We start from the raw sequence: 22,402 nt of genomic DNA, 5'->3' as shown, positions 1-22,402 counted from the left end.
GAGGCGCAGGACGGCGGGACCTGTGGGTCCCGCCGTCGCGCTTTTGCGGGGGGTCTAGGCGCGCGGCGGACGCGGGTACACACGTAGTACCGCAACCCCACCGATCCGCCGATGCGCCTGGGCACCGTCTCCGCCGCCGCCGTCCTGGTGCTGGCGCTGGCGGGCCCGCTGGCCCCGCCGGCCCCGGCGTCGGCGTCGGCTCACGTGGTCCGGCCGGGCGAGACCCTGTACCGGATCGCCCTGCGCTACGGCGTGCCCGTGGACGCCCTGGCGGCGGCCAACGGGATCGCCGACCCCGCGCGCATCCGCGCCGGCCAGGTCCTGCGCATCCCGGCGGCCGGCGTCCGCCCGGTGCGGCCGTCTGCGGCCCCGCGCATTGCCCCCCCATCCGTCCAGACCTCTGCCCGCGGGCCGCGCGCCGACCTGGCCTCCGTTCAGGTCCGCCGCATCAGCCTGCGCTACACCGTCGGCCGCGGGGACACGCTGTACGGCATTGCCCGCCGGTTCGGCGTCACAGTCCACGCCCTGCGTGGCGCCAACGGATTGCGGTCGGACCTGATCCACCCCGGCCAGAGGCTGGTGGTCCCCGGCGCCCGCGTCGTCGTGCGCATTCCTCCGCCCGGCCCGACCGTGCGCCTGCGCCTGCCGGTCCCCGAGCCCGCGCCCGCCCCGCAGATCCCTGACCTGGACACCGGCGATGAGATCAGCGCGCCCCGTCCCGTCCGCGTGCGCCGGGGCCCGGCGTCGTATTTCACCACCCTGGCCGTCGCCGCGGCTCAGACCCCGCTGCAGGTGGTCGGTCGCCGGGACGAGTGGTACGAGGTGCGCCTGCCCGACGACACCACCGGCTGGATCCGCGCCGCCGACCTGACCCCGCCGCCACCCATCCCCGCCTCTCCCCAGCCCGCCGCGGCGGTGATCGTCCGGGAGGCGTTGCAGTACGTGGGCACCCGGTACGTCTGGGGAGGCGCGTCGGCAGGGGGGCTGGACTGCTCGGGGTTCGTCTACCTGGTCTTCTCGGCGTTCGCGCCCGAGCTGGCCCGCCTGCGCTCCTTTGACTACTTCCGCCTGGGCGTCCCGGTGCCCCCGGGCCAGCTGCGGCCGGGCGACCTGGTCTTCTTCACCACCTACGCCCCCGGTGCGTCCCACGTCGGGATCTACCTGGGCGACCGCCGCTTCATCCACGCCTCCAGCAGCGCCCGCCAGGTCACCGTCTCGTCCCTGGATGAGCCGTACTACGCCGCCCGCTACGTGGGCGCCCGGCGGCTGGCTCCCTGACCTGCGCTGGACTGGCCCGCGCGCCGGTGCCAGGGTTTGACAGTCTTTGCACAGAACAAGGTCAGCAGGACAGTCCGACGCTTCTGGGAGCCCCGATGCCCAGGACCACCGCCCGACGGCGCGCCCGGAGACCCCTGCGCGGCCTCGCGCGCCCGTCCCGCTCTGCACCCCCCACCCGGGTCATCATCCTGGGGGCGGGGGGACGCGACTTCCACAACTTCAACGTCGTGTACCGGGATCGGCCGGAGTACCGGGTGGTGGCGTTCACGGCCACCCAGATCCCCGAGATCGAGAACCGCATCTACCCTCCCGACCTGGCCGGGCCCCTGTACCCGGAGGGGATCCCCATCTACCCCGAGGAGGAGCTGGCCGACCTCATCCGCCGCCTGCGGGCGGACCAGGTGGTGTTTGCCTACAGCGACGTCTCCCACGAGCACGTGATGCACGTCAGCTCCCTGGCGCTGGCCGCCGGCGCCAGCGTGGTCCTGCTGGGCCCCCGGGCCACCATGCTGACGGCGCGGGTGCCGGTGGTGAGCATCGGCGCCGTGCGCACCGGCGCCGGCAAGAGCCCCGCCACTCGCCGGGTGGCCCAGATCCTGCGGGGCCTGGGGCTGCGGGTGGCCGTCGTCCGCCACCCGATGGCCTACGGCGACCTGGCCCGCCAGCGGGTGCAGCGGTTCGCCACCCTGGAGGACCTGGACCGGATCCCCGTGACCCTCGAGGAGCGGGAGGAATACGAGCCGCACCTGGCGGCGGGGACGGTGGTGTACGCCGGCGTGGATTACCGGGAGGTCATCCGCCAGGCGCAGCGGGAGGCCCACGTGCTGGTGTGGGACGGCGGCAACAACGACTTCCCTTTCGTGCGCTCGGGCCTGCACATCGTGCTGGCCGATCCCCACCGGCCCGGCCACGAGCTCACCTACCACCCGGGGGAGACCAACCTGCGGATGGCCCAGGTGGTGGTCATCACCAAGGTGGACACCGCCCGCCCCGACGACGTGGCGGCCGTGCGCGCCAACGTCGCGCGGGTGAATCCCCAGGCGGTGGTCATCGAGGCGGCCCTGCCCCTGGAGGTGGACCGTCCCGACCTGCTGGCGGGGCGGCGGGCGGTGGTGGTGGAGGACGGCCCCACCCTCACCCACGGCGAGATGTCCTACGGCGCGGGCGTGCTGGCCGCCCGGGCCCACGGCGCCACCTTGGTGGACCCGCGCCCGTATGCCGTGGGCTCCATCCGCGAGGTGTTCGCCCGCTACCCCCACCTGGGCGCGGTCCTGCCGGCCATGGGCTACAGCCCGGCCCAGATTCGGGAACTGGAGCAGACCCTCGCCGCCGCCGACTGCGACGTGGTGGTCATCGGCACGCCCGTGGACCTGCGGCGGGTCATCGCCCTGCGGCATCCGGCGGTGCGGGTGCGCTACGAACTGCGGGAGCGGACCCGGCCCACCCTGGAGGAGATCCTGACCCGGTGGGTGCGGGAGGGCGCGCGGGCGGGGGGACAGTAGCGGCGGAGGCGACCGTGGACCTGCGGGGCCGCGACCTGGTCAGCATGGACGACCTCTCCCCCGAGGAGGTGGCCTGGATCCTCGACACCGCGGCCGACCTCAAGCGCCGGCGCGGGTCGCCCGACCACCCGCGGCCTCTGGCGGGCAAGGTGCTGGCCATGATCTTCGAAAAGCCCTCCCTGCGCACGCGGGTCACGTTCGAGGTGGCCATGCTGGAGCTGGGCGGGCACGCCGTGTACCTGGGCCCCCAGGACATCCAGATGGGGGTCCGGGAGAGCGTGCCCGACGTGGCCCGCAACCTCAGCCGCTGGGTGCACGGGATCATGGCCCGCACCTTCAGCCACCGCACGGTGGAGGTGCTGGCCGAACACGCCGCGGTGCCCGTGATCAACGGCCTGTCGGACCGGGAGCACCCCTGCCAGACCCTGGGAGACCTGCTCACCATCCGGGAGCGGTTCGGCCGTCTGGACGGCCTGCGGGTGGCCTGGGTGGGCGACGGCAACAACGTGTGCCACTCGCTGCTGCTGGGCGCCGCCAAGGTGGGCCTGTCGGTGACGGTGGCCACCCCGCCCGCGTATGCGCCCGACCCCGCCATCGTCTCCCGGGCCCGGCAGATCGCCACCCGGACGGGAGCGCGCCTGGAGGTGGGCACCGATCCCCAGGCGGCCGTCCGCGGGGCCGACGTGATCTATACCGACGTCTGGGTGAGCATGGGCCAGGAGGACCAGCGGGCGGGTAAGCTCGCTGCCTTCGCCGGCTACCAGGTGAACGCGGCCCTGGTGGCGCTGGCGGCTTCTCACGGGGTGGTCATGCACTGCCTGCCGGCCCACCGGGGGGAGGAGATCACCGACGACGTGCTGGACGGCCCCCGCTCGGTGGTCCTGGACCAGGCCGAAAACCGCCTGCACGCCCAGAAGGCGCTGCTGGCCCTGGTGCTGTGACGGAGGACCCGTGCCGGAGATCCGCCCGCAGGACATCATCGACATCCTCATCGTCACCCTGCTGGTCTACCAGCTGCTGCTGCTGATCCGGGGCACCCGGGCGGTGCAGCTGGTCATCGGGCTGGGAATTCTGGTGGCGGCCTACGCCGTCAGCCGGGCCCTGGGCCTGTACACGCTCCAGTCGGTCCTCCAGTACCTGGGCGTGGTGATCCCCATCGCCCTGCTGGTCATCTTCCAGCCCGAGCTGCGGCGCATGCTGGAGCAGCTCGGACGCGGCGGCGTGCTCATCAGCGGGCTCACACCCCACGCCCTGGGGCGGGAGGAGCGCATCCGGCTGGCCAACGACCTGGCCCGGGCCGCGCGCATCCTGGGGCTGCGCAAGATCGGCGCGCTGATCGTCCTGGAGCGGCAGACGGGGCTGGAGGACTTCATCGAGACCGGCGTGCGGGTGGATGCGGTGGTCACCGTGCAGCTGCTCATCACCCTGTTCTTCCCCAATTCCCCGCTGCACGACGGGGCGGCCATCATCCGCGGCAACCGGGTGGTGGCCGCCGGCTGCCTGCTGCCCCTGTCGGAGAACCCGTCCCTGGCCCGCCTCCTGGGCACGCGCCACCGGGCGGGGGTCGGGATCACCGAGCAGACCGACGCGGTGAGCCTGATCGTGTCCGAGGAGACCGGGACGATCAGCCTGGCCCGGGAGGGCGAGCTGATCCGGGGACTGTCGGAGGAACAGGTGAAGGCCGCCCTGCTGGAACTGACGGCGCCCGGCCCGGCGGCCGCCGTGGGCCCGTGGCGGTGGTGGAGGACGATCCGCCGCTCATGAAACTGCGCCGCCCTCTGCTCAGCGAGCAGCAGTTGCTCCTGCTCCTGTCGTTTCTCATCGCGGTGACCTCCTGGTATTATGTGGTGTCCACCCGCCCGCCCCGCGGCCCGCAGGTCACCTCCAAGGTGGTGGCCGTGATCCCCCGGATCGAGGGCGAGCCGGCCTACGGGTACAGCATGCTGGGCGTCCGGGTCACCCCGCCCACGGTCGTCGTGACCGGCGTGGCCGAGCAGCTGGCCGCCCTGGACGCCGTGCGCACCGAGGCCGTGGACGTGACCGGGGCCACCCGGGATGTGGTGCGGGAGGTGGCGGTGGACGCGCCGTCGGGAATGGCCCGCCCGGCCCGCGTGCGGGTGGCGGTGCAGGTGGTGCCGGCCATCGCGGCCCGGGTCGTCCCCGGCGTGCGGGTCCGGGTGCAGAACGTCCCGCCGGGGGTGGTGGCGCGCGTGGAGCCGTCCACCATCGCGGTGCAGGTGCAGGGGCCGGTGGCGGTGGTCAGCCGGCTCCGGCCCGACGACCTGGTGGCGGTGGTGGACGGGGCCGACCTGTCCGAGGGGCGCCGGCGGGTGCGGCCCCAGGTGGTGGCGCCCGAGCAGGTGACGGTGGTCGACCTGCGGCCGGACATGGTGGTGGTGGTCGTCCGCCGGGGAGGATAGCAGGTGCACGGGAGCATGTGCGCGGGCGGGCTGCAGGCGCCCGACCGGTGAGGGGCGCGGTGGGCCGTCTGTTCGGAACCGACGGCGTGCGCGGCGTCGCCAACGTGGACCTGACGCCCGAGCTGGCCCTGCGCCTGGGGCGGGCGGCGGCCCACCTGCTGAGTCCCGCCGGCGGCGGGCAGTTCCTGGTGGGCCGCGACACCCGCCTCAGCGGGCCGATGCTGGAGGCGGCGCTGGTGGCCGCCATCTGCTCGGCCGGCGGCCAGGCCCTGCGGGGCGGGATCCTGCCCACGCCCGCCGTGGCGTACCTCACCCGGCGGCTGGGGGCGACCGCCGGGGTGGTCATTTCGGCCTCCCACAACCCGGTGGAGGACAACGGCATCAAGTTCTTCGGCCGCGACGGCTTCAAGCTGCCCGACGCCGTCGAGGACGCCATCGAGGCCCTGCTGGACTCGCCGGACCTGCGGCGGGCCGTGGGCCTGCAGGTCGGGCGCGCCGAGGACATCCCCGAAGCCGCCGACCTCTACGTGGACCACCTGGCGGCCCTGGCCGTCGCCCCGGCGGCCGGGCTGCGGGTGGTGGTGGACTGCGCTCACGGCGCGGCCTGCCGCACCGTCCCTGCCCTGTGGGAGGCGCTGGGCGCCACGGTGATTCCCATCAACGACACGCCCGACGGCGCGCGGATCAATGTCCGCTGCGGCTCCACCCACCCCGATGTGGTGGCCCAGGCGGTGCGGGACCGCCGGGCGGACGTGGGATTCGCCCACGACGGGGACGCCGACCGGGTCATCGCGGTGGACGAGACCGGCGCCGTGGTGGACGGGGACGGCCTGCTGGCCATTTGCGCCCTCCACCTGCACGCCCGGGGACGGCTGCCCGGCGCGCGGGTGGTGGCCACCGTGATGTCCAACCTGGGTCTGGAACGGGCCCTGCGCCGGGCGGGAATCACCCTGGAGCGCACCCGGGTCGGTGACCGCTACGTGCTGGAGCGGATGCGCCAGGTCGGGGCGACGGTGGGCGGCGAGCAGAGCGGGCACATCATCTTCCTGGACCACGCCACGACCGGCGACGGCGCCCTGACGGCGGTGCAGGTGGTGAACGTGATGCTGCAGACCGGCAAACGTCTGTCGGAACTGGCCGCGGTGGTGGAGCGGCTGCCCCAGGTCCTGGTCAACGTGGCCGTGGCCGACCGCGCGGCTCTGGACACCCGCCCGGCCATCGCGCGCGCGGTGGCCGATGCGCAGCGGGCGCTGGGCGAGCGGGGGCGCGTGCTGGTGCGCGCCTCGGGCACCGAGCCCCTGGTGCGGATCATGGTGGAGGCGGAGGACGCCGCCCAGGCCGCGTCCCTGGCCGACCATCTGGCGGACGTGGTGGCCCGCGAGCTGGGCGGCCGCCGCCTGGAGGCCCCACGGGGTTAGCGCCCGGTGGCATCGGCCGCGCATCCTCCCGGCCGCGTTCCCGCCGACCGCGAGCCGCCCGCCTCCGAACTGCTGGGGGTTCGGGTCCACCACGTCACCCTGGACCAGGCGGTGGAGCGGGTGGCCGCCCTGATCGCCTCCGGCGGCCCGCATCAGGTGGTGACGGTCAACGGGGCGATGCTGGTGGCCGCCGCTCGGGATCCGGCCGTGCGCTCGATCCTGTCGCAGGCGTCGCTGGTGGTGCCCGACGGGGTCGGCGTGCTGGTGGCGGCGCGGATTCTGGGCCGCCCCCCCTTCGTGCGGGTGCCGGGCGTGGAGCTGGCCGAGCGTCTGTGCGCGGAGGCGGCCGCCGCCGGCTGGCGCGTGTTCCTGCTGGGGGCGGCGCCGGGGGTCGCCGACGACGCCGCGGAGGCGCTGCGCCGCCGCTATCCGGGCCTGCAGGTTGCCGGCGTCCACCACGGCTACTTCTCCGACGACGCTCCCGTCCTGGTCCAGATCCGGGCGGCCCGCCCGCACGTGCTGCTGGTCGCCCTGGGGTTTCCGCGCCAGGAGATGTGGATCGCCCGGCACCGGGCGGCGCTCGGCGTGCCGGTGAGCATGGGCGTGGGGGGGACGCTGGATGTGCTGGCGGGACGCGTGCGCCGCGCGCCGGCGTGGATGCAGCGGGCCGGGCTGGAGTGGGCGTACCGGATCGCCCGGGAGCCCCGGCGCCGGTGGCGGACGGCGGCGGCGCTCCCGCACCTGATGGTGCTGGCGCTGAAGGCGCGGCTGCGCCGGGAGAGGGGAAAAGACCTCAATGGACAGGGATGCTAAAGTGTGGTCTACTGAGAGGGCCCGCCGGCACCCGTGCGGGCGGGGGAGGTGAGAGCAAGCCGCAGGTCAGGTGCCGCAGCGCCAGGCCCCTGGCGCGGAAGGCGGGTTGTGCGGGGCGGACCGGTGGACCAGACGCCCCCGTCCGCAGTCCCACGCCAGGGGTGACGAGGGAGGGGATCTCGGACGGCCCGCCCGGTCATCGGCGTGATGATCCGGGCGGTGACCGCATCGGCGGGTGACCCTAGGCCGGTGGTCCCGGCCTGCACCCCTCCGACGCCCGTCGGAGGCAAGGCAGCCGCCAAACCCCGGAGGCAACTCCGGCCCAGAAGGCTGCCAGGACCAGGTCGCACACACGAATGGATCCCGCGGCGCCGTCGGCGCGCCGCGCGGGTCTTGTGCGGCCGGAGCTGACATCCGGTCTGTCCATTCGGGGAACAGTGTCCGCAGGAGGGCATCATGTGCGGCATCATGGGATACATCGGCCGGCAGAGCGCGCTGCCGGTCCTGCTGGACGGTTTGAAACGGCTGGAGTACCGTGGCTACGATTCGGCGGGCGTGGCGGTCCTGGCCGACGGCCGCATCGAGGTGCGCAAGACGGCGGGCAAGCTCAGCCGCCTGGAGGAGATCACCCGGCAGCCTCCTCTCCCCGAGGGAACGGTGGGTATCGGCCACACCCGCTGGGCCACCCACGGCCTGCCCACCGACGCCAACGCGCATCCCCACACCGACTGTCGCGGGCGGGTGGTGGTGATCCACAACGGGATCATTGAGAACTTCCTCCCCCTCAGGGAGGAGCTGCAGGCGCGGGGCCACACCTTCCGGTCGGACACCGACACCGAGGTGCTGGCCCACCTGATCGAGGAAGAACTGGCGGGGCCGCCCGGGCGGGAGGGCGACGACCCGGCGGGAAGCGGCGCGGCGCCGCCGGGCACCCGCCAGGCGGTGGTGGACCGCCGCCTCCGCCTTCCCCTGGACGAGGCCGTCCGCCGGGCGGTGGCGCGCACCCGGGGAGCGTACGCCATCGTGGTGATGAGCGCCGACGCCCCCGACCAGATTGTGGCCGTCCGGCAGATCAGCCCGCTGATCGTGGGGATCGGCCAGGGCGAGACCGTCCTGGCGTCGGACATCCCGGCGCTGCTGCCCTACACCCGGGACGTGCTGGTGATCGAGGACGGCGAGCTGGCCGTGCTGACGGCGGGCGGCGTGCGCATCCAGCGCCTGGACGGCACCCCGGTGCGGCGGCAGCCGGTGCACATCACCTGGGACGCGCAGATGGCCGAGCGGGGAGGCTACCCCCACTTCATGCTCAAGGAGATCTTCGAGCAGCCGCGGGCCCTGCAGGAGACCATGATGGGCCGGCTGGACGTCCCCGGGGTGGTGGAGCTGGACGGGGTGGGGTACACCGACGCCTTCGTCCGGGACCTGCGCGCGGTCTGGATCACGGCGTGCGGCACGGCCTACCACGCCGGCCTGGTGGGGCGGTGGCTGATCGAGCACTGGGCGCGGATCCCCGCCGAGCCGGAGCTGGCCTCCGAACTGCGGTACCGCGATCCGCTCATCGGTCCCCACAGCCTGGCGGTGGCCATCAGCCAGTCGGGAGAGACGGCCGACACCCTGGCGGCGGTGCGGGAGCTGCGCCGGCGGGGCGCGCGGGTGGTGGCCGTCACCAACGTGGTCGGCAGCACCCTCAGCCGCGAGGCCGACGACGTCCTGTACATCCGGGCCGGCCCGGAAATCGCCGTGGCCAGCAGCAAGGCATACGTCTCCATGCTGGTGGCTCTGCAGATGCTGGCGCTGGACCTGTCCCTGCGCCGCGGGGTCCTGGCGCGGGAAGAGGCGCTGGCGCTGGTGGCCGCCATGAAGGCGCTGCCCGCCCAGGCCCAGCAGGTGCTGGACCGGGCGCCGCAGGTGGAGGCGCTGGCCCGCCGGATCGCGGACCGAGAGCACGTCTTCTTCATCGGGCGGGGCCTGGACTACGCGGTGGCCCTGGAGGGCTCGCTGAAGCTCAAGGAGATCTCCTACGTGCACTCCGAGGCTCTGGCCGCCGGCGAGCTCAAGCATGGCACCCTGGCCCTGGTGGCGCCGGGCGTGCCGGTGGTGGCCCTGGCGACCCAGCGGCACGTGTACGACAAGACCCTGTCCAACATTGAGGAGGTCAAGGCGCGGGGCGGCGAGGTGATCGCGGTGGCCTACGATGACGACGGCGAGATCGACAAGCACGCCCACACCGTGGTGCGGATCCCGCCGACCCGGGACGAGCTGGCGCCGGTGCTGGCCATCATCCCCCTGCAGCTGCTGGCCTACTACGTGGCCCGGGAACGGGGGAACGACATCGACCAGCCGCGAAATCTCGCCAAGAGCGTGACGGTGGAGTGAGGAGGGCCCATGATCGACGAGGAGCTGCTGAAGATCCTGGCCTGCCCGCTGGACAAGGCGCCGGTGGAGCTGCGCGGGGACCGCATCGTCTGCACCCGTTGCGGGCGGCGGTACCCGATCCGCGACGGCATTCCGGTCATGCTGATTGACGAGGCGGAACTGCCTGGATGACCGCGGCGACCGGGGGTCCGGGCGGCGCGGGTCAGGGGAAAGCGGAAGGAGCGCCGATGGTGGTCTGCGGCGTGGGCGTGGACTTGGTGGAGGTCAGGCGCGTGGAGCGCGCCCTGGCCCGGTGGGGCGACGCGTTTGCGCGCCGGGTGTTCACCGCCGCCGAACTGGAGCGCGCCCGCGCGCCCCGCGCCCGCAGCATGCGCCTGGCGGCGCGGTTTGCCGCCAAGGAGGCGGTCATGAAAGCGCTGGGGTTGGGGTGGAGGACGATGGGGTGGCGGGAGATTGAGATCCTCCATGATCCCCTGGGCAAGCCGGTGGTGGCCCTCCACGGACACGCCCGCGCCGCCGCCGACCGGCAGGGCGTGGCCCACGTGCTCGTCAGCCTCGCTCACACCCGCCACCTGGCCCTGGCCAGCGCGGTCGCCCTCGCCCCGCCCACCCCCGCCTCGATGCCGTAGGTCACGTCCCCTGTTGGAGTGATCGCCCGATCAGGCGACGTGCCCACGACCTCCCTGCGCGCGAGTATATAGCTTATACGCTCCTGGCTCGGTGACTGTCACCGTGTCTTCCCCCGACCGGGGGACTTGTCGTTGCCCAGGGGGAGGTGGTGTTCTAAATGGTTGCCCCACGCTGAGGGTGACTGTCACCGCGGCGGGGCGGCAGGAGATTCCCGCGGGCGCACCGAAAAACCTGGTAAACGTTTTCCACCGGCGGCGCGGGAGGGGAGACGGTGGCGACGATCCGGGACGTGGCCCGGCGGGCCGGGGTGTCGGTGGCCACCGTCTCCCGGGTGGTCAACCACAGCGCCCACCGGGTGAGCCCCCAGACCCGCCGGCGGGTCCTGGAGGCCGTCCGGGCCCTGGGCTACCAGGCGAACGTCATCGCCCAGAGCCTGAAAAAGCGGGCCTCCCGCACCGTGGCCCTCATCGTCCCCGACATCAGCAACCCCTTTTTCCCGGCCATCGCCCGCGGCATTGAGGACGTCGCCAGCCAGCACGGGTATGCGGTCCTTCTGTGCAACACCTACGAGGACCTCGCCCGGGAGCGCGCCTACCTGGACCTGCTGCGCAAGCGGTGGGTGGACGGGGTGATCTTTGCCACGGCCGGCACCAACACCGCGCACCTGCGGGCGCTGCGCCGCGAGGGCCGGCCGGTGGTCCTGGTGGCCCGCGACGTGGACGGGGTGCGCATCGACGCGGTCCTGGTGGACAACTACCACGGGGCCTACGAGGCCACCGCGCACCTGCTGCGGCTGGGCCACCGGCGCATCGCCCACATCGCCGGACCGGCGTCGGTCCGGGTGGCGCAGGAGCGGCGACGCGGCTACGAGCAGGCGCTTGCCGACGCGGGTCTGCCCCGCGATGGCGCCCTGGTCGGCGAGGGGGACTTCACCGCCGACGGCGGCCGGCGGGCGGTGGAGGCGTGGCTCCGGCGGCGAGCGGACATCACGGCCATCGTGGCCGCCAACGACCTCATGGCCATCGGGGCCCTGGAGGTTCTGCGCGCGGCCGGCCGGCGGGTGCCCGAGGATGTGGCGGTGGTGGGATTTGACGACATCACGTTCGCCTCTCTGGTGTCGCCGGCTCTGACCACCGTGGCGCAGCCGAAGTACCGCATGGGCCAGCTGGCCATGCAGCGCCTGCTGGAGCTGATGGCCGGAGAGTCCCCGGCGGGCCGGCGCATCGTCCTGGAGCCACAGCTGATCGTCCGGGATTCCTGCGGGGCTCGCCGGGCGGTGATCATCCCGCCCGGCGGGAGAACGCGGGCGTGAGCGTGGCGCCCCACACGGAGGAGGGATCATGAAAGCACTGGTGCTGACAGCCGAGTGGGATCCCCGGCCGGGATACCGGCTGACCGAATGGGAGAAGGCCACCCGCACCGCCATCACCGGCAGCAGCGTCTGGCGGCGGCCGCGGGTGAGCCTGGAGACGCTGCCCGATCCGGTGCCGGGCCCCAAGGACGTGGTCATCCGGCCCCGGGCCTGCGGGATCTGCGGCTCCGACGTGCACTTCTATGAGACCGACCCCGACGGCTACATGTTGTACCCGGGGCTCACGCGCTTTCCCGTGGTGATCGGGCACGAGTTCAGCGGCGAGGTGCTGGAGGTCGGCCGGGAGGTGCGGGACCTGCGGCCCGGGGACATGGTCACCTGCGAGGAGATGATCTGGTGCGGCGAGTGCGTCCCCTGCCGCAACGGCTATCCCAACCAGTGCCAGCGCCTGGAAGAGATCGGCTTTACCATCAACGGCGCCCAGGCCGAGCGGATCGTCATCGGGGCCAAGTACTGCTGGAAGATCAACGCCCTGGCCGAGCGGTACGGCAGCGTCGAGCGGGCCTACGAGGCCGGCGCGCTGTGCGAGCCCACCAGCGTCGCCTACAACGCCATGTTCACCCGCGCCGAGGGGTTCAAGCCCGGCGGCCACGTGGTGGTCTTCGGCACGGGGCCGATCGGCTTTGCCGCCATCGCCCTGGCCCGGGCCGCGGGCGCGGCGAAGATCATCGCCTTCGAAGTGAGTCCGGTGCGCCAGGACCTGGCGCGCCAGGTGGGGGCGGACGTCGTGCTGAACCCCGTGGAGCTGGAGCGCCAGGGGACATCCCCCCGCGAAGCGATCCTGGACCTCACCGAGGGCGAGGGGGCGGCCCTGCACGTGGAGGCCGCCGGGGCGCCGGCCCGGACCATCCCGGAGATGGAGGCGTCGCTGGCGGTGGGCGGCAAGATCGTCATGATCGGCCGGGCCGCCGAGCGCACCCCCGTGTACCTGGAGCACTTCCAGACCCACGCGGCCCAGATCTACGGCGCCCAGGGGCACTCGGGCTACGGCAACTTCCCCAACGTGATCAAGCTCATGGCCGCGGGGCGCATTGACCTGACGCCGATCATCACCAGCCGGTTCCCCCTGGATCGGGCCGTGGAGGCCCTGCGGAAGGCCACCCGGCGCGAGGACGGCAAGATCATGATCCGGGGGTGAGGCCGGCGGGCCGATCGCTGAAGGGGGGTGAGCGCGGAGGGAGTGACGTGAGATCAGTTCGAGGAGGCGAGAGGATGCGTGGGAGAATGGCCAGGATGGTTGTGTTACTTGTCGGTGCGCTGGCGGTGGCCTCCACCGCTGTCGCCGCACCGGGGCTGCCGCCCAAGCCCGCCAAGCTCACCATGGCCGTGGTGGCCGGGGGTGAGACCAAGGGGCTGAAGGCAATCCTGCCCATGTGGGAACGGGAGATGGGGGTGAAAGTCGAGCTCGTCGAATTCCCCTACCCGACCCTGTACGAGAAGCTGGTGACGGCCTTCCAGGCCAACGCGCCCACCTTCGACCTCCTGATCGCTGACGATCCGTGGATGCCGAAGTTCGGGTCCGAGGGCTGGCTGGTGCCCCTGGATCAGACCTTCGGGTACCAGCGGGACCCGGACATCTTCCCGGTGGTTTACGACCTGGGGTCCTGGCCGCCGCCTCGGGGTCCGATTCCGCCCGGGGAAGCGGGCAAGCCGCGCCGGCTGTATGCGATCACGCTGGTGGGCAACGTCGAATTCTTCATGTACCGCAAGGACCTGCTGCCGGCGCCTCAGACCTGGGATGACGTCATTGCCAATGCCCGCAAGGTCCACGATCCCAGCAAGCCCTTCTACGGGTTCGTGATCCGCGGCGCCAAGGGGAACCCGGTCATCTCCGAGTTCACGCCGGTCCTGCTGTCGTTCGGGGCGCGGATCTTTGACAACAACTGGCGGGTGGTGCTCAACTCCAAGGAAGCGGTGGATGCGCTGCGGTTCTTCGCCGTGGAACTGAAGAAGTACGCGCCGCCGGGTGTGGCCAACTATGATGCCGCCGAGCGGGCGCGGGAGGTCGCCACCGGGCGGGCGGCGCAGGGGTTCATCTGGCCGGCAGAGATCACCGACATCGTCGAGAACCCGGCCGTGTCCACGGTCATCGGCAAGATGGGTTACACGCTGGCCCCGCGGGGACCGGGAGGCAAGCACGCTCCCCTGATGGGGAACTGGCTATTGGCCATTCCCAAAGCGAGCCGCAACCAGCGGTGGGCATACGAGTTCATCCTGTGGGCCACCAGCGCCCGCGTGCAGCGGCCGTACGCCCTGGGCGGTGGCATTCCGTTCCGGCGGTCCATTCTGCAGGACGCGGACCTGAACCGCCGCTTCCCGTTCTTCAAGGCCATGGCCGACTCGCTGGCCGCCCCGGCCGAGTGGAGGCCCCGGACACAGGAGTGGTTTGCGGTGGAAGCCATCCTGGGCACCCACGTGAACGCCGCGCTGGCGGGTATCGAGACACCCGAGGAAGCCATCACCAAGGCCGCCCGGGAAATCGAGCGTCACATGAAGGAGGCCGGCTACTATCGGTGAGGTCGGGGCCCGGGGGCTGATCGCCCCCGGGCCTCTGTCCACACGTCTGGGGCGTCGGCTGACCCCCTACCTGCTGGTGGCGCCGCCCGTGGCCCTGCTGGCCGCGCTGGTGGTGTACCCGCTTCTGTATAACGTCGGCCTCAGCCTGCGCAACTACCGCACGGGAGAGTTCGTCGGCCTGCACAATTTTGCCCGGGCGCTGGAGGACCCGCAGTTCTTTGCATCCCTGCGGGCGACGGGGGTGTACGTCTCGGCGGCCCTGGCCACCGAGCTCACCCTGGGACTGGCACTGGCGCTGCTGGTCCATCGGACCATCCACAGCGGCTGGGCCCGGGCGCTGGTCTACGTGCTCTTCCTGATCCCGATGGTCACTCCGCCAGTGGCCGCCGGTGTGATCGCGCGGCTGATCTACACCCCCACCTACGGCATCCTCAACGTCCTGCTGCTCCGCCTGGGGGCCATTTCGTCAGACGTTCTGTGGCTCTCAGAACCAGCCACGGCCATGTTCGCCGTGCTGAGCGTCGACGTGTGGCAGTGGATGCCCTTTGTCTTCCTGGTGTGCTTTGCAGGACTGCAGGCGGTTCCGGCCGACACGGTGGAAGCGGCGCGGGTGGACGGAGCCGACGGTTGGCGGCTGTTCTGGCATATCGAGTTCCCGTACCTGCAGTCGCTGCTGCTGCTGGTCCTGGTGTTTCGGTTCACCGACACCTTTCGCGTCTTCGACCACGTGCAGGTCCTGACCGCGGGGGGACCGGGGGCCACCACCGAGTTCCTCAGCCTGTACCTGTACCGCGTGGCCTTCAAGTTCTTCAACCTGAGCTACGCGGCCGCCCTGTCTCTGTTCGTCCTGCTGGTGACCTCGCTGGCCTTTGCGGTTCTGGGACGGTACCTGGTGCGCGAGGTGAGCGCGTGAGCCGGGTGGGTCTGTGGCGCATGGTGACGGGGGCCGTCCTGGCCGTTCTGACGGCCGTGTACCTGTTTCCCTTTTACTGGATGGTGGTGACCGCCCTCAAACCGCTGCCGGAGTTCTACCGGTTCCCTCCCACGTTGCTGCCCCTTGATGCCACCGTGGCCGCGTTCAGATCGGTCATGCTGCAGCGGGGATTTCTGGTCCTCCTGCGCAACAGTCTGGCGGCGTGCCTGGCTGCCGTCGGGGCAGCCCTGGTGGTCGCCATGCTCATCGCCTACCCGGTGACGCGGTTGCCGGTGTCGCCCGCGTTCCGCCGCGGGCTCCTCAACTGGATTTTGAGCCTGCGTTTTCTGCCGCCCATCGTGGTCGTCATCCCGTTCTTCGATATCGTCCGGCGGCTGGGACTGTACGACAGCCTGGGAGCCCTGGTGCTCCTGTACACCGTGTTCAGCCTGCCCTTTGCCACCTGGATGCTGCGAGGATTCTTGCTGGAAGTGCCCATGGAGATCGAAGAGGCGGCGCTGGTGGATGGCGCCACCCGCTGGTACGCATTCTTCGTCGTCCTCCTCCCCCAGCTGGCGCCGGCGCTGCTGGCCACGGCCGTCATCACCTTCGCCCTCGCCTGGAGCGAGTTCATGTTCGCGTTCATCCTGACGGCCACGCCGCGGTCGCAGACCTTCCCCATCGGCGTGGCCAGCCTGGTGACCCAGTTCGAGATCATCTGGAATGAGATGGCGGCGGTGGGGACCATCGCGGCCGTGGTCCCGATCCTGCTGCTGGTCTTCGCGCGCCGGTACGTGATCGGAGCCCTGACCTTTGGAGCGGTGCGGGAGAAGGCGTGAGCGCATCCGGGGGAGGGGAACTGTGTCCCTGCCTGGACGCCCTGTGGGCCGGACGGCCCGCCGAGCCGGCGCTGGGGCTGCTGGCCGAAGAGGGCTTCCGGCTGGTGGAATTCTGGGACTGGCGGGAGCGGAACATCGACCATCTGGCCGCGCAGCTAGAGAACCTGGGGATGTCGGCGGTGGCCTTCAGCGGCACGACCTTTGAGGAGCCCCTGCTGGATCCCGCCGGCCACGAGGCGGCCCTGGCGCACCTGCGCACGTCCCTGGAGGTGGCACGGCGCCTGGGCACGCGGCTGCTGGTGGTGCACGTGGGGTACGCCCGCTCCGACCGCCCCCGGTCTGCACAGTGGGAGGCGGCGGTCGTGGGGCTGCGGCGGGCCGCCGATCTGGCCCAGGCGGCCGGGGTGAGGCTGCTGGTGGAGCCGTTGAACTCCGTCCTGGACCATCCGGGCTACTTCCTGGACAGCCTGCCCGATGCCCTGGCGCTACTGGAGGACGTCGGCCATCCGGCGGTGGGATTGCTGCTGGATGTGTACCACATGTGGGTGACGCACGATGACCTGCTGGACCGGCTGGAGGGCGCCGCGGCTCGGGCGGGGCACGTGCATGTGGCCGACGTGCCCGGCCGCGGCGAGCCCGGCAGCGGGGTGATCCCCTGGCGCGCGGTGCTCGACCGCCTGCGCGCCGGCGGCTACCGCGGGGCGCTGGGCCTGGAGTGCTGGCCGACCGCCGACGTCCGCGGCGCGCTGCGGCGCTGCCGGGAGGTGCTGGACGCCTGATGCCGAGATTCGGGCTGAACGGAGCCACCACGGGACCGGCCGACCTGCTGACCGACGTGCGGGCGGCCCGGGAGGCCGGCTACCAGGCGCTGGAGATCCGGGACACCAAGCTGCAGGCGTACCTGGACGGCGGCGGCACCCTGTACGCCCTGCGCCAGCAGATCGCCGACGCCGGGCTGGAGGTGGCCAGCCTGAACGCCCTGGAGAAGTCCACGCTGGCCGCGGGGGCGGCGCGGGAGGCCGTGCTGCGCCGCTGCCGCATCCTGTGCGAGTGGGCGGCGGCGCTGGACTGCCCCTACGTGGTGGCGGTGCCCAGTCCGCGGGCGGACGCGCCCGACCCGGACCAGATCGAGGCGCTGACGGTGGACGCCCTGCGCGCCCTGGCCCAGGTGGCCGAGCGCTACGGGGTGCGGGTGGGGTTCGAGTTTCTGGGGTTTGCCGACTGCTCGGTGAACACCCTGGCGGCCGCCCGGCGCATCGTGGACGCGGTGGCCCACCCCGCCGTGGGTCTGGTCCTGGACGCCTTCCACTTCTACGTGGGAGGATCGACGTGGGAGATGCTGGAGGGGCTGTCGGCCGACCGCCTGTACGTTGTGCACCTGGACGACGCCGAACCGGGCCCCCGGCAGGCCCTCACCGACGCCCACCGGCTGCTGCCGGGGGACGGGGTGATCCCCCTGCGGGAGCTGGTCCGGCGGCTGGAGGCGCTGGGCTACCGCGGCGTGTACTCGGTGGAACTGTTCCGGCCGGAGTACTACCGGTGGGACCCGGTGGAGCTGGCCCGCGCGGCGCGGGCGAAGATGGAGGCGCTGTTTGGAGACTGACCCCTCGGGGGGAGAAGGGAGGACCGTATGCCGGTGCGGGTGGGGATCCTGGGGTGCGGATTCATCGGCCGCCTTCACGCCCTCAACCTGAAGGCCGACCCGCGGGCCCAGCTGGTGGCCGTGGCGGACGCGGTCCCTCAGGCCGCCCAGCGGCTGGCCGCCGAGGTCCAGGCCCGCCCCCTCGGGTCGCTGGACCAGTTGCTGGGGGAGGGGCTTGACGCCCTGTACGTGTGCACGCCCAACACCGCCCACGTGGAGCCGGTCCTGCGCGGCCTGGCGGAGGGGCTGCACGTCTTCTCGGAGAAGCCCATGGCCACCACGCTGCCGGACGCCTGGCGCATCCGCGAGGCGGCCCGGCGGTCCCGGGGCATCTACCAGCTGGGCTTCAACCGCCGCTTCGCCAACGTCTACCGCTTTGCCCGCCGCCTGATTGACGAGGGGAAGATCACGCCGTTGCTGGCCCAGATGAAGCACAATCGCGGGGAGTTGCAGCAGCCCCCCTGGACCTCCGACCCCTCCGTCACTGGCGGCTACCTGTACGAGACCCCGGTCCACCTGTTCGACATGGGCCGGTTCCTGTTCGGGGAGGTGGAGGAACTGGCGGGGTGGGCCCGCCAGAGCGTCTACCGGGAGCTGGACGGCTTTGTGGTCCTGCTGCGCTACCGCAGCGGGGTCATCGCGTCGCTGACCAGCGTCGCCCACACCAGCTGGCTGTTCCCCTACGAGCGGGTGGAGATCTACGGGGAGCACAAGACGGTGGTGACCGAGGAACTGGAGCGGGCGTGGTTTTCGCCGGGAGCGCGGGAGCAGGTGGAGGCGGTGGACTGCTTCCAGATGCCTGTGGAGCGCAAGTGGGGATACGTGGCCGAGGACCGGCTGTTCATCGACGCGTGCCTGGGCGAGCGGCCGCCCGCCGTGACCGCCGACGACGGCTACCGGGCCACCGAGCTGGTGGAGGCCACCTACCGGGCGGTGCGCACCGGTCAGCCCGTCCGCCTGCCGCTGGAAGAACCGCGGGACTCCGCCCCCGCCCGGGAGGCGCGGTGAGCGGGCGCGCACAGCCTCCCCCCAGGGTGGTCGCCACGGGCGCTGGGCCGGCGGGGACTCCGGAGCCGGGGGAAGGCGGCGCGCCCCGCTACCGCCTGGTGGTGGCCGACATCGACGGCACGCTGGTGACCAGCACGCGGGAGATCACCCCCCGGGTCCGGGCGGCGGTGCAGGCGGCGCGGCGGCGGGGCGTGCGGGTGTGCCTGGCCACCGGGCGCATGTGGCCGTCGGCGGAACCCTACGTCCGGCGCCTGGGCGCCGACCCGCCGATCATCCTGTACAACGGCGGCCTGGTCTACGACTTCGCCACCGGCACCGTCCTGCGCCGCGTCCCGCTGGACGTCGACCACGCCCGGGCGGTGCTGGACGTCCTGCGGGAGCACCCGGAGGTCCAGCCCCACCTGTACGTGAACGACCGGGTGTACACGGCCCGGCCCAGCGAGATCACCGACCAGTACCGGCGCAAGGACGGCATCCCCGTGGAGGTGGTGGGCGACCTGCGGGCCGTCCTGTCCGCGCCGCCGATGAAGATCCTCATCATCGGGGCGCGGCCGGACCTGGAGCGGGTGCGCGCGCGGATCCGCCAGCTGCCCCGGCAGATCCACACGGTGTTCTCCGAGGACACCTACCTGGAAGTGCTGCCCCAGGGCTCGTCCAAAGGCGCGGCGCTGCAGTGGATGGCCCGCCACCTGGGGATCCCGCTGGAGCAGGTGGTGGCCGTGGGCGACAACCTCAACGATCTGGAGATGATCCAGGTGGCGGGGCTGGGCGTGGCCATGGGCAACGCGCCCGCCGATCTGAAGGCCGCGGCGGACGTGGTCACCGCCTCCAACGACGAGGAGGGGCTGGCGGAGGTCATCGAGCGGTGTGTGCTGCAGGGCACAGGACAGGACACGGCGCCGCCGCAGCCCGGGGCTGCGGCGGGATCCTGAAGGAGGGGGAAATATGCGCAGAGGGGCAGCACTGCTGGCCGTCATCCTGGGGGTGCTGACGCTGGCGGGCACCGCCGCCACCGCCCCGGCCCCCCGCCTGGTGGTGTACTCGGCGCTGCCGGACCTGGAGACGTCGCTGATCCACCGGGAGTTCACCCGCCGCACCGGCATCCAGGTGGACGCCCTGGTGGTCCCCGCGGCGGGCACGCTGCAGGCGCGGATCCGCACCGAGAAGGACCGCCCGCGGGCCGACGTGTTCGTGGGGGGATCCCGGGACTTCCACATCCCGCTGGCCCGGGAGGGGCTGCTGCTGCCGTACCGGTCGCCGGTGGCGGCCCAGGCCAAGATCAACCCGGCCTACCTGGACCCCGACGGCTACTGGCACGGGTGGTACCTGGGGGCTCTGGCCATCATCGTCAACACCGAGCGGTTCGAGCGGGAGCTGGCGCCCCGCGGCGTGCGCAAGCCCGCCACGTGGGACGACCTGATCCGGCCCGAGTTCCGCGGCCACTTTGTGATGCCCAGCCCCGTCACCACCGGGGGAGGGTACATCTTCGTGGCGGCCCAGATCTTCCGGCTGGGCGAGGAGCGCGCGTGGGCGTACCTGAGGGCCCTCAACGCCAACGCCTCCCAGTACACCCCCACCGCGCCGGGGACCATCACCCTGCTGGAGCGGGGAGAGGCCATCGTGGGGATGATGTGGGCCCACGAGGCCATCGGCGCCCGGGTGCTGCGGGCCGCCCCCCTGGAGGTGACGGTGCCGCCGGACACCGGCTATGAGGTGGGCGCGGTGTCCATCGTCAAGGGCGGCCCCAACCCCGAGGGCGCCAAGGCCTACGTGGACTTCCTGATGACCCGGGTGCCCCAGGACATCAACGCCCGCTACGGATTCCGCTACCCCGTGCGGGCGGACGTCCCCGTGCCCATGGGGGCCACGCCGTTCGAGCAGCTGAAGTTCGTCGCCTACGACCTGGACTGGGCGATCCAGAACCAGGCGCGCGTCCGCGAGCGGTGGACGCGGGAGATCGGCCGGTAGAGGGCCGGGCGGGCCGGCGTCTGCTGTGCGGGACGCCGGCCCGCCCGTTGCCCGATGTGTGAGACGAGGTGGAGTGCGTGGCTGTCCTGCGCTGGCAGGAGGTCCGCCGACAGGCCGCCGACCCGGGGCTGCTGCTGATGCTGCTGGGCACGGCCGTCGCGCTGGGGGCGTTCGTCCTGTACCCGGCGCTGCGGGTGCTCACCTACCCGACCCTCAGAGACTACCTGGGGATTCCCCACAGCCTGCGCTGGCTGCAGGCGGCGCGCAACAGCCTGATCATGATGGTCCTGTCCACCGCCACCGCCACGGGGGTGGGCCTGATCTTCGCCTTCGCCGTCACCCGGGAGGATATGCCGGGGCGGCGGCTGTTCCGGACGCTGGCGCTGCTGCCGCTGTTCGCCCCGCCGTTCATGGTGGCCTTCGCCTACATCCTCCTGTTCGGCCGCCAGGGGCTGATCACCCGCGGCCTGCTGGGGCTGGACGTGAACATCTTCGGCTGGCCGGGCCTGTGGCTGGTGCAGACGGTGGCGTTCTTCCCCCTGGCCATGCTGATCATCGCCGGCGTGCTGGAGTCCATCGCCCCCAGCCTGGAGCAGGCGGCCCGCAACCTGGGGGCGGACGAGTGGGCCGCGCTGCGCAGCGTCACCCTGGCCCTGGCGCGGCCCGGGGTGGCCGGGGCCATGCTGGTGGTCGCCATCTCCGTCCTGGCCGACTTCGGCAACGCCGTCCTCATCGCCGGGGGCTTTCCGCTGCTGGCCACCGAGGCGTGGTTCCGCATGGAGGGGATGGGCGACCTGACGGGGGCGGCGGTGGTGGTGGCGATGCTGCTGGTGCCGACCACGGCGCTGTTCTTCCTGGAGCGGTACTGGGTCAGCCGGCGGCTGTACGTGACCGTGACCGGCCGCGGCACGCGGCTGGACCGCCCGCCCCTGCCGGCGCCGCTGCGGGCGGCCCTGGTGGCGGTGTGCGCCCTGGTCAGCCTGCTGGTGGTCCTGGTGTACCTGGGAGTGGTGGCCGGGGCGTTCACGGCCGTGTGGGGGCGGGACTGGTCGCTGACGTTCGACCACTGGCACCTGGCCTGGGAGCGCGCCGGCACGCTGCTGACCAGCCTGAAGATCGGCGCCCTGGCCGGAGCCATCACGGCCGTGGTGGGGGTGGTGGCCGCCTTCCTCACGTCCCGGGCCGTCCCCCTGCGCCGCGCCCTGGACTTCCTGGCGGTCCTGCCGGGGGCGATGCCCGGCGTCTTCGTGGGCGTGGGGTTCGTGCTGGCCTTCAACCGCACCCCCCTGGGCGGCACGCCCTGGCTGGTGGCCCTGGCGCTGGCCTTCTGGCACCTGCCCATGGGCTATCAGGCGGCGGCGGCGCGGCTGCGGCAGATCGAGCGGGCCATCGAGGAGGCCGCCATGAACCTCGGCGCCGGCGGCGTGCGGGTCCTGCTGGACGTGTACGTGCCGCTGCTGCTGCGCGGGCTGGTGGAGGCGTTCGCCGTCTCGTTCATCCGGGCGGTGACCAACGTCAGCATCGTGGTCTTCCTGGTGGCGCCGGGAACGATGGTGGCCACCTTCGTCATCCTGGGGCTGATCCAGAGCAACACCTGGGGTGCCGCCGCGGCGCTGACCACCATGCTGCTGGCGGTCACCTTCGCCGCCGTGGGGCTGACCGGCCTCGCGGTGGGCCGGGCGCTGCGGGGCCAGCCGGTGGGGTGA

At 72.4% G+C, this 22,402-nt stretch carries 21 protein-coding genes; all 21 read left to right on the top strand.

Translation table 11 applies throughout. The annotated features are described in order from the left end of the window. Positions 1–111 precede the first annotated feature (111 nt). Positions 112–1,278, top strand: coding sequence for a LysM peptidoglycan-binding domain-containing protein (locus RB150_06905; protein ID MDQ7820262.1), 1,167 nt, complete (start codon positions 112–114; stop codon positions 1,276–1,278). A 95-nt stretch (positions 1,279–1,373) separates the two neighbouring features. After that, positions 1,374–2,780 (top strand): cyclic 2,3-diphosphoglycerate synthase, encoded by a 1,407-nt coding sequence (locus tag RB150_06900; protein ID MDQ7820261.1) that lies wholly within the window; start codon positions 1,374–1,376, stop codon positions 2,778–2,780. Between the two features lie 14 nt (positions 2,781–2,794). Beyond that, a complete protein-coding gene (gene argF / locus RB150_06895) occupies positions 2,795–3,721 on the top strand; it encodes an ornithine carbamoyltransferase (protein MDQ7820260.1) in 927 nt (308 codons plus the stop codon). 10 nt (positions 3,722–3,731) lie between these two features. After that, positions 3,732–4,544: a diadenylate cyclase CdaA gene (gene cdaA, locus RB150_06890; protein MDQ7820259.1), complete on the top strand. Its 813-nt coding sequence runs from the start codon at positions 3,732–3,734 to the stop codon at positions 4,542–4,544. Further along, positions 4,541–5,200 carry a CdaR family protein gene (locus RB150_06885; protein MDQ7820258.1) on the top strand — a complete coding sequence of 220 codons (660 nt, stop codon included), beginning with the start codon at positions 4,541–4,543 and terminating at the stop codon, positions 5,198–5,200. The genes cdaA and RB150_06885 overlap by 4 nt, the downstream gene beginning before the upstream one ends. Positions 5,201–5,259: 59 nt before the next feature. Further along, the gene (gene glmM / locus RB150_06880; GenBank protein ID MDQ7820257.1) at positions 5,260–6,618 is read left to right on the top strand and encodes a phosphoglucosamine mutase; all 1,359 of its coding nucleotides are present in this window, start codon (positions 5,260–5,262) and stop codon (positions 6,616–6,618) included. 6 nt (positions 6,619–6,624) lie between these two features. Continuing rightward, entirely contained in the window at positions 6,625–7,431 is an 807-nt protein-coding gene (locus RB150_06875) for a WecB/TagA/CpsF family glycosyltransferase (protein MDQ7820256.1), read from the top strand. Positions 7,432–7,887: 456 nt separating this feature from the next. Next, positions 7,888–9,807 (top strand): glutamine--fructose-6-phosphate transaminase (isomerizing), encoded by a 1,920-nt coding sequence (glmS, locus tag RB150_06870; protein MDQ7820255.1) that lies wholly within the window; start codon positions 7,888–7,890, stop codon positions 9,805–9,807. 9 nt (positions 9,808–9,816) lie between these two features. After that, on the top strand, positions 9,817–9,978 hold the full coding sequence (locus tag RB150_06865; GenBank protein ID MDQ7820254.1) for a Trm112 family protein: 162 nt from the start codon (positions 9,817–9,819) through the stop codon (positions 9,976–9,978). A gap of 56 nt (positions 9,979–10,034) precedes the next feature. Further along, positions 10,035–10,436 carry a holo-ACP synthase gene (gene acpS / locus RB150_06860; GenBank protein MDQ7820253.1) on the top strand — a complete coding sequence of 134 codons (402 nt, stop codon included), beginning with the start codon at positions 10,035–10,037 and terminating at the stop codon, positions 10,434–10,436. A gap of 272 nt (positions 10,437–10,708) precedes the next feature. Continuing rightward, the gene (locus tag RB150_06855) at positions 10,709–11,749 is read left to right on the top strand and encodes a LacI family DNA-binding transcriptional regulator (protein ID MDQ7820252.1); all 1,041 of its coding nucleotides are present in this window, start codon (positions 10,709–10,711) and stop codon (positions 11,747–11,749) included. Between the two features lie 28 nt (positions 11,750–11,777). Beyond that, positions 11,778–12,947, top strand: a complete 1,170-nt coding sequence (gene iolM, locus RB150_06850) for a scyllo-inosose 3-dehydrogenase (protein ID MDQ7820251.1) — start codon at positions 11,778–11,780, stop codon at positions 12,945–12,947. 95 nt (positions 12,948–13,042) lie between these two features. After that, positions 13,043–14,326, top strand: coding sequence for an extracellular solute-binding protein (locus RB150_06845; protein ID MDQ7820250.1), 1,284 nt, complete (start codon positions 13,043–13,045; stop codon positions 14,324–14,326). A gap of 88 nt (positions 14,327–14,414) precedes the next feature. Continuing rightward, positions 14,415–15,239 carry a sugar ABC transporter permease gene (locus RB150_06840; GenBank protein MDQ7820249.1) on the top strand — a complete coding sequence of 275 codons (825 nt, stop codon included), beginning with the start codon at positions 14,415–14,417 and terminating at the stop codon, positions 15,237–15,239. After that, complete coding sequence (locus RB150_06835; GenBank protein ID MDQ7820248.1) at positions 15,236–16,078, top strand: carbohydrate ABC transporter permease; 843 nt, start codon at positions 15,236–15,238, stop codon at positions 16,076–16,078. Before RB150_06840 ends, RB150_06835 begins: the two co-directional genes overlap by 4 nt. Then, entirely contained in the window at positions 16,075–16,857 is a 783-nt protein-coding gene (locus RB150_06830; protein ID MDQ7820247.1) for a TIM barrel protein, read from the top strand. Before RB150_06835 ends, RB150_06830 begins: the two co-directional genes overlap by 4 nt. Continuing rightward, a complete protein-coding gene (locus tag RB150_06825; protein ID MDQ7820246.1) occupies positions 16,857–17,681 on the top strand; it encodes a sugar phosphate isomerase/epimerase family protein in 825 nt (274 codons plus the stop codon). Before RB150_06830 ends, RB150_06825 begins: the two co-directional genes overlap by 1 nt. Before the next feature lie 27 nt (positions 17,682–17,708). After that, entirely contained in the window at positions 17,709–18,728 is a 1,020-nt protein-coding gene (locus tag RB150_06820) for a Gfo/Idh/MocA family oxidoreductase (GenBank protein ID MDQ7820245.1), read from the top strand. After that, the gene (locus RB150_06815; GenBank protein ID MDQ7820244.1) at positions 18,725–19,660 is read left to right on the top strand and encodes a Cof-type HAD-IIB family hydrolase; all 936 of its coding nucleotides are present in this window, start codon (positions 18,725–18,727) and stop codon (positions 19,658–19,660) included. Before RB150_06820 ends, RB150_06815 begins: the two co-directional genes overlap by 4 nt. 13 nt (positions 19,661–19,673) lie before the next feature. After that, positions 19,674–20,696, top strand: a complete 1,023-nt coding sequence (locus RB150_06810) for an ABC transporter substrate-binding protein (GenBank protein ID MDQ7820243.1) — start codon at positions 19,674–19,676, stop codon at positions 20,694–20,696. A gap of 77 nt (positions 20,697–20,773) precedes the next feature. Next, positions 20,774–22,402 (top strand): iron ABC transporter permease, encoded by a 1,629-nt coding sequence (locus RB150_06805; GenBank protein MDQ7820242.1) that lies wholly within the window; start codon positions 20,774–20,776, stop codon positions 22,400–22,402.

The organism is Armatimonadota bacterium, assembly GCA_031081675.1.
GTDB lineage: Bacteria > Sysuimicrobiota > Sysuimicrobiia > Sysuimicrobiales > Kaftiobacteriaceae > Calidihabitans > Calidihabitans tengchongensis.
This window is presented reverse-complemented; position numbering and strand designations above follow the sequence as displayed.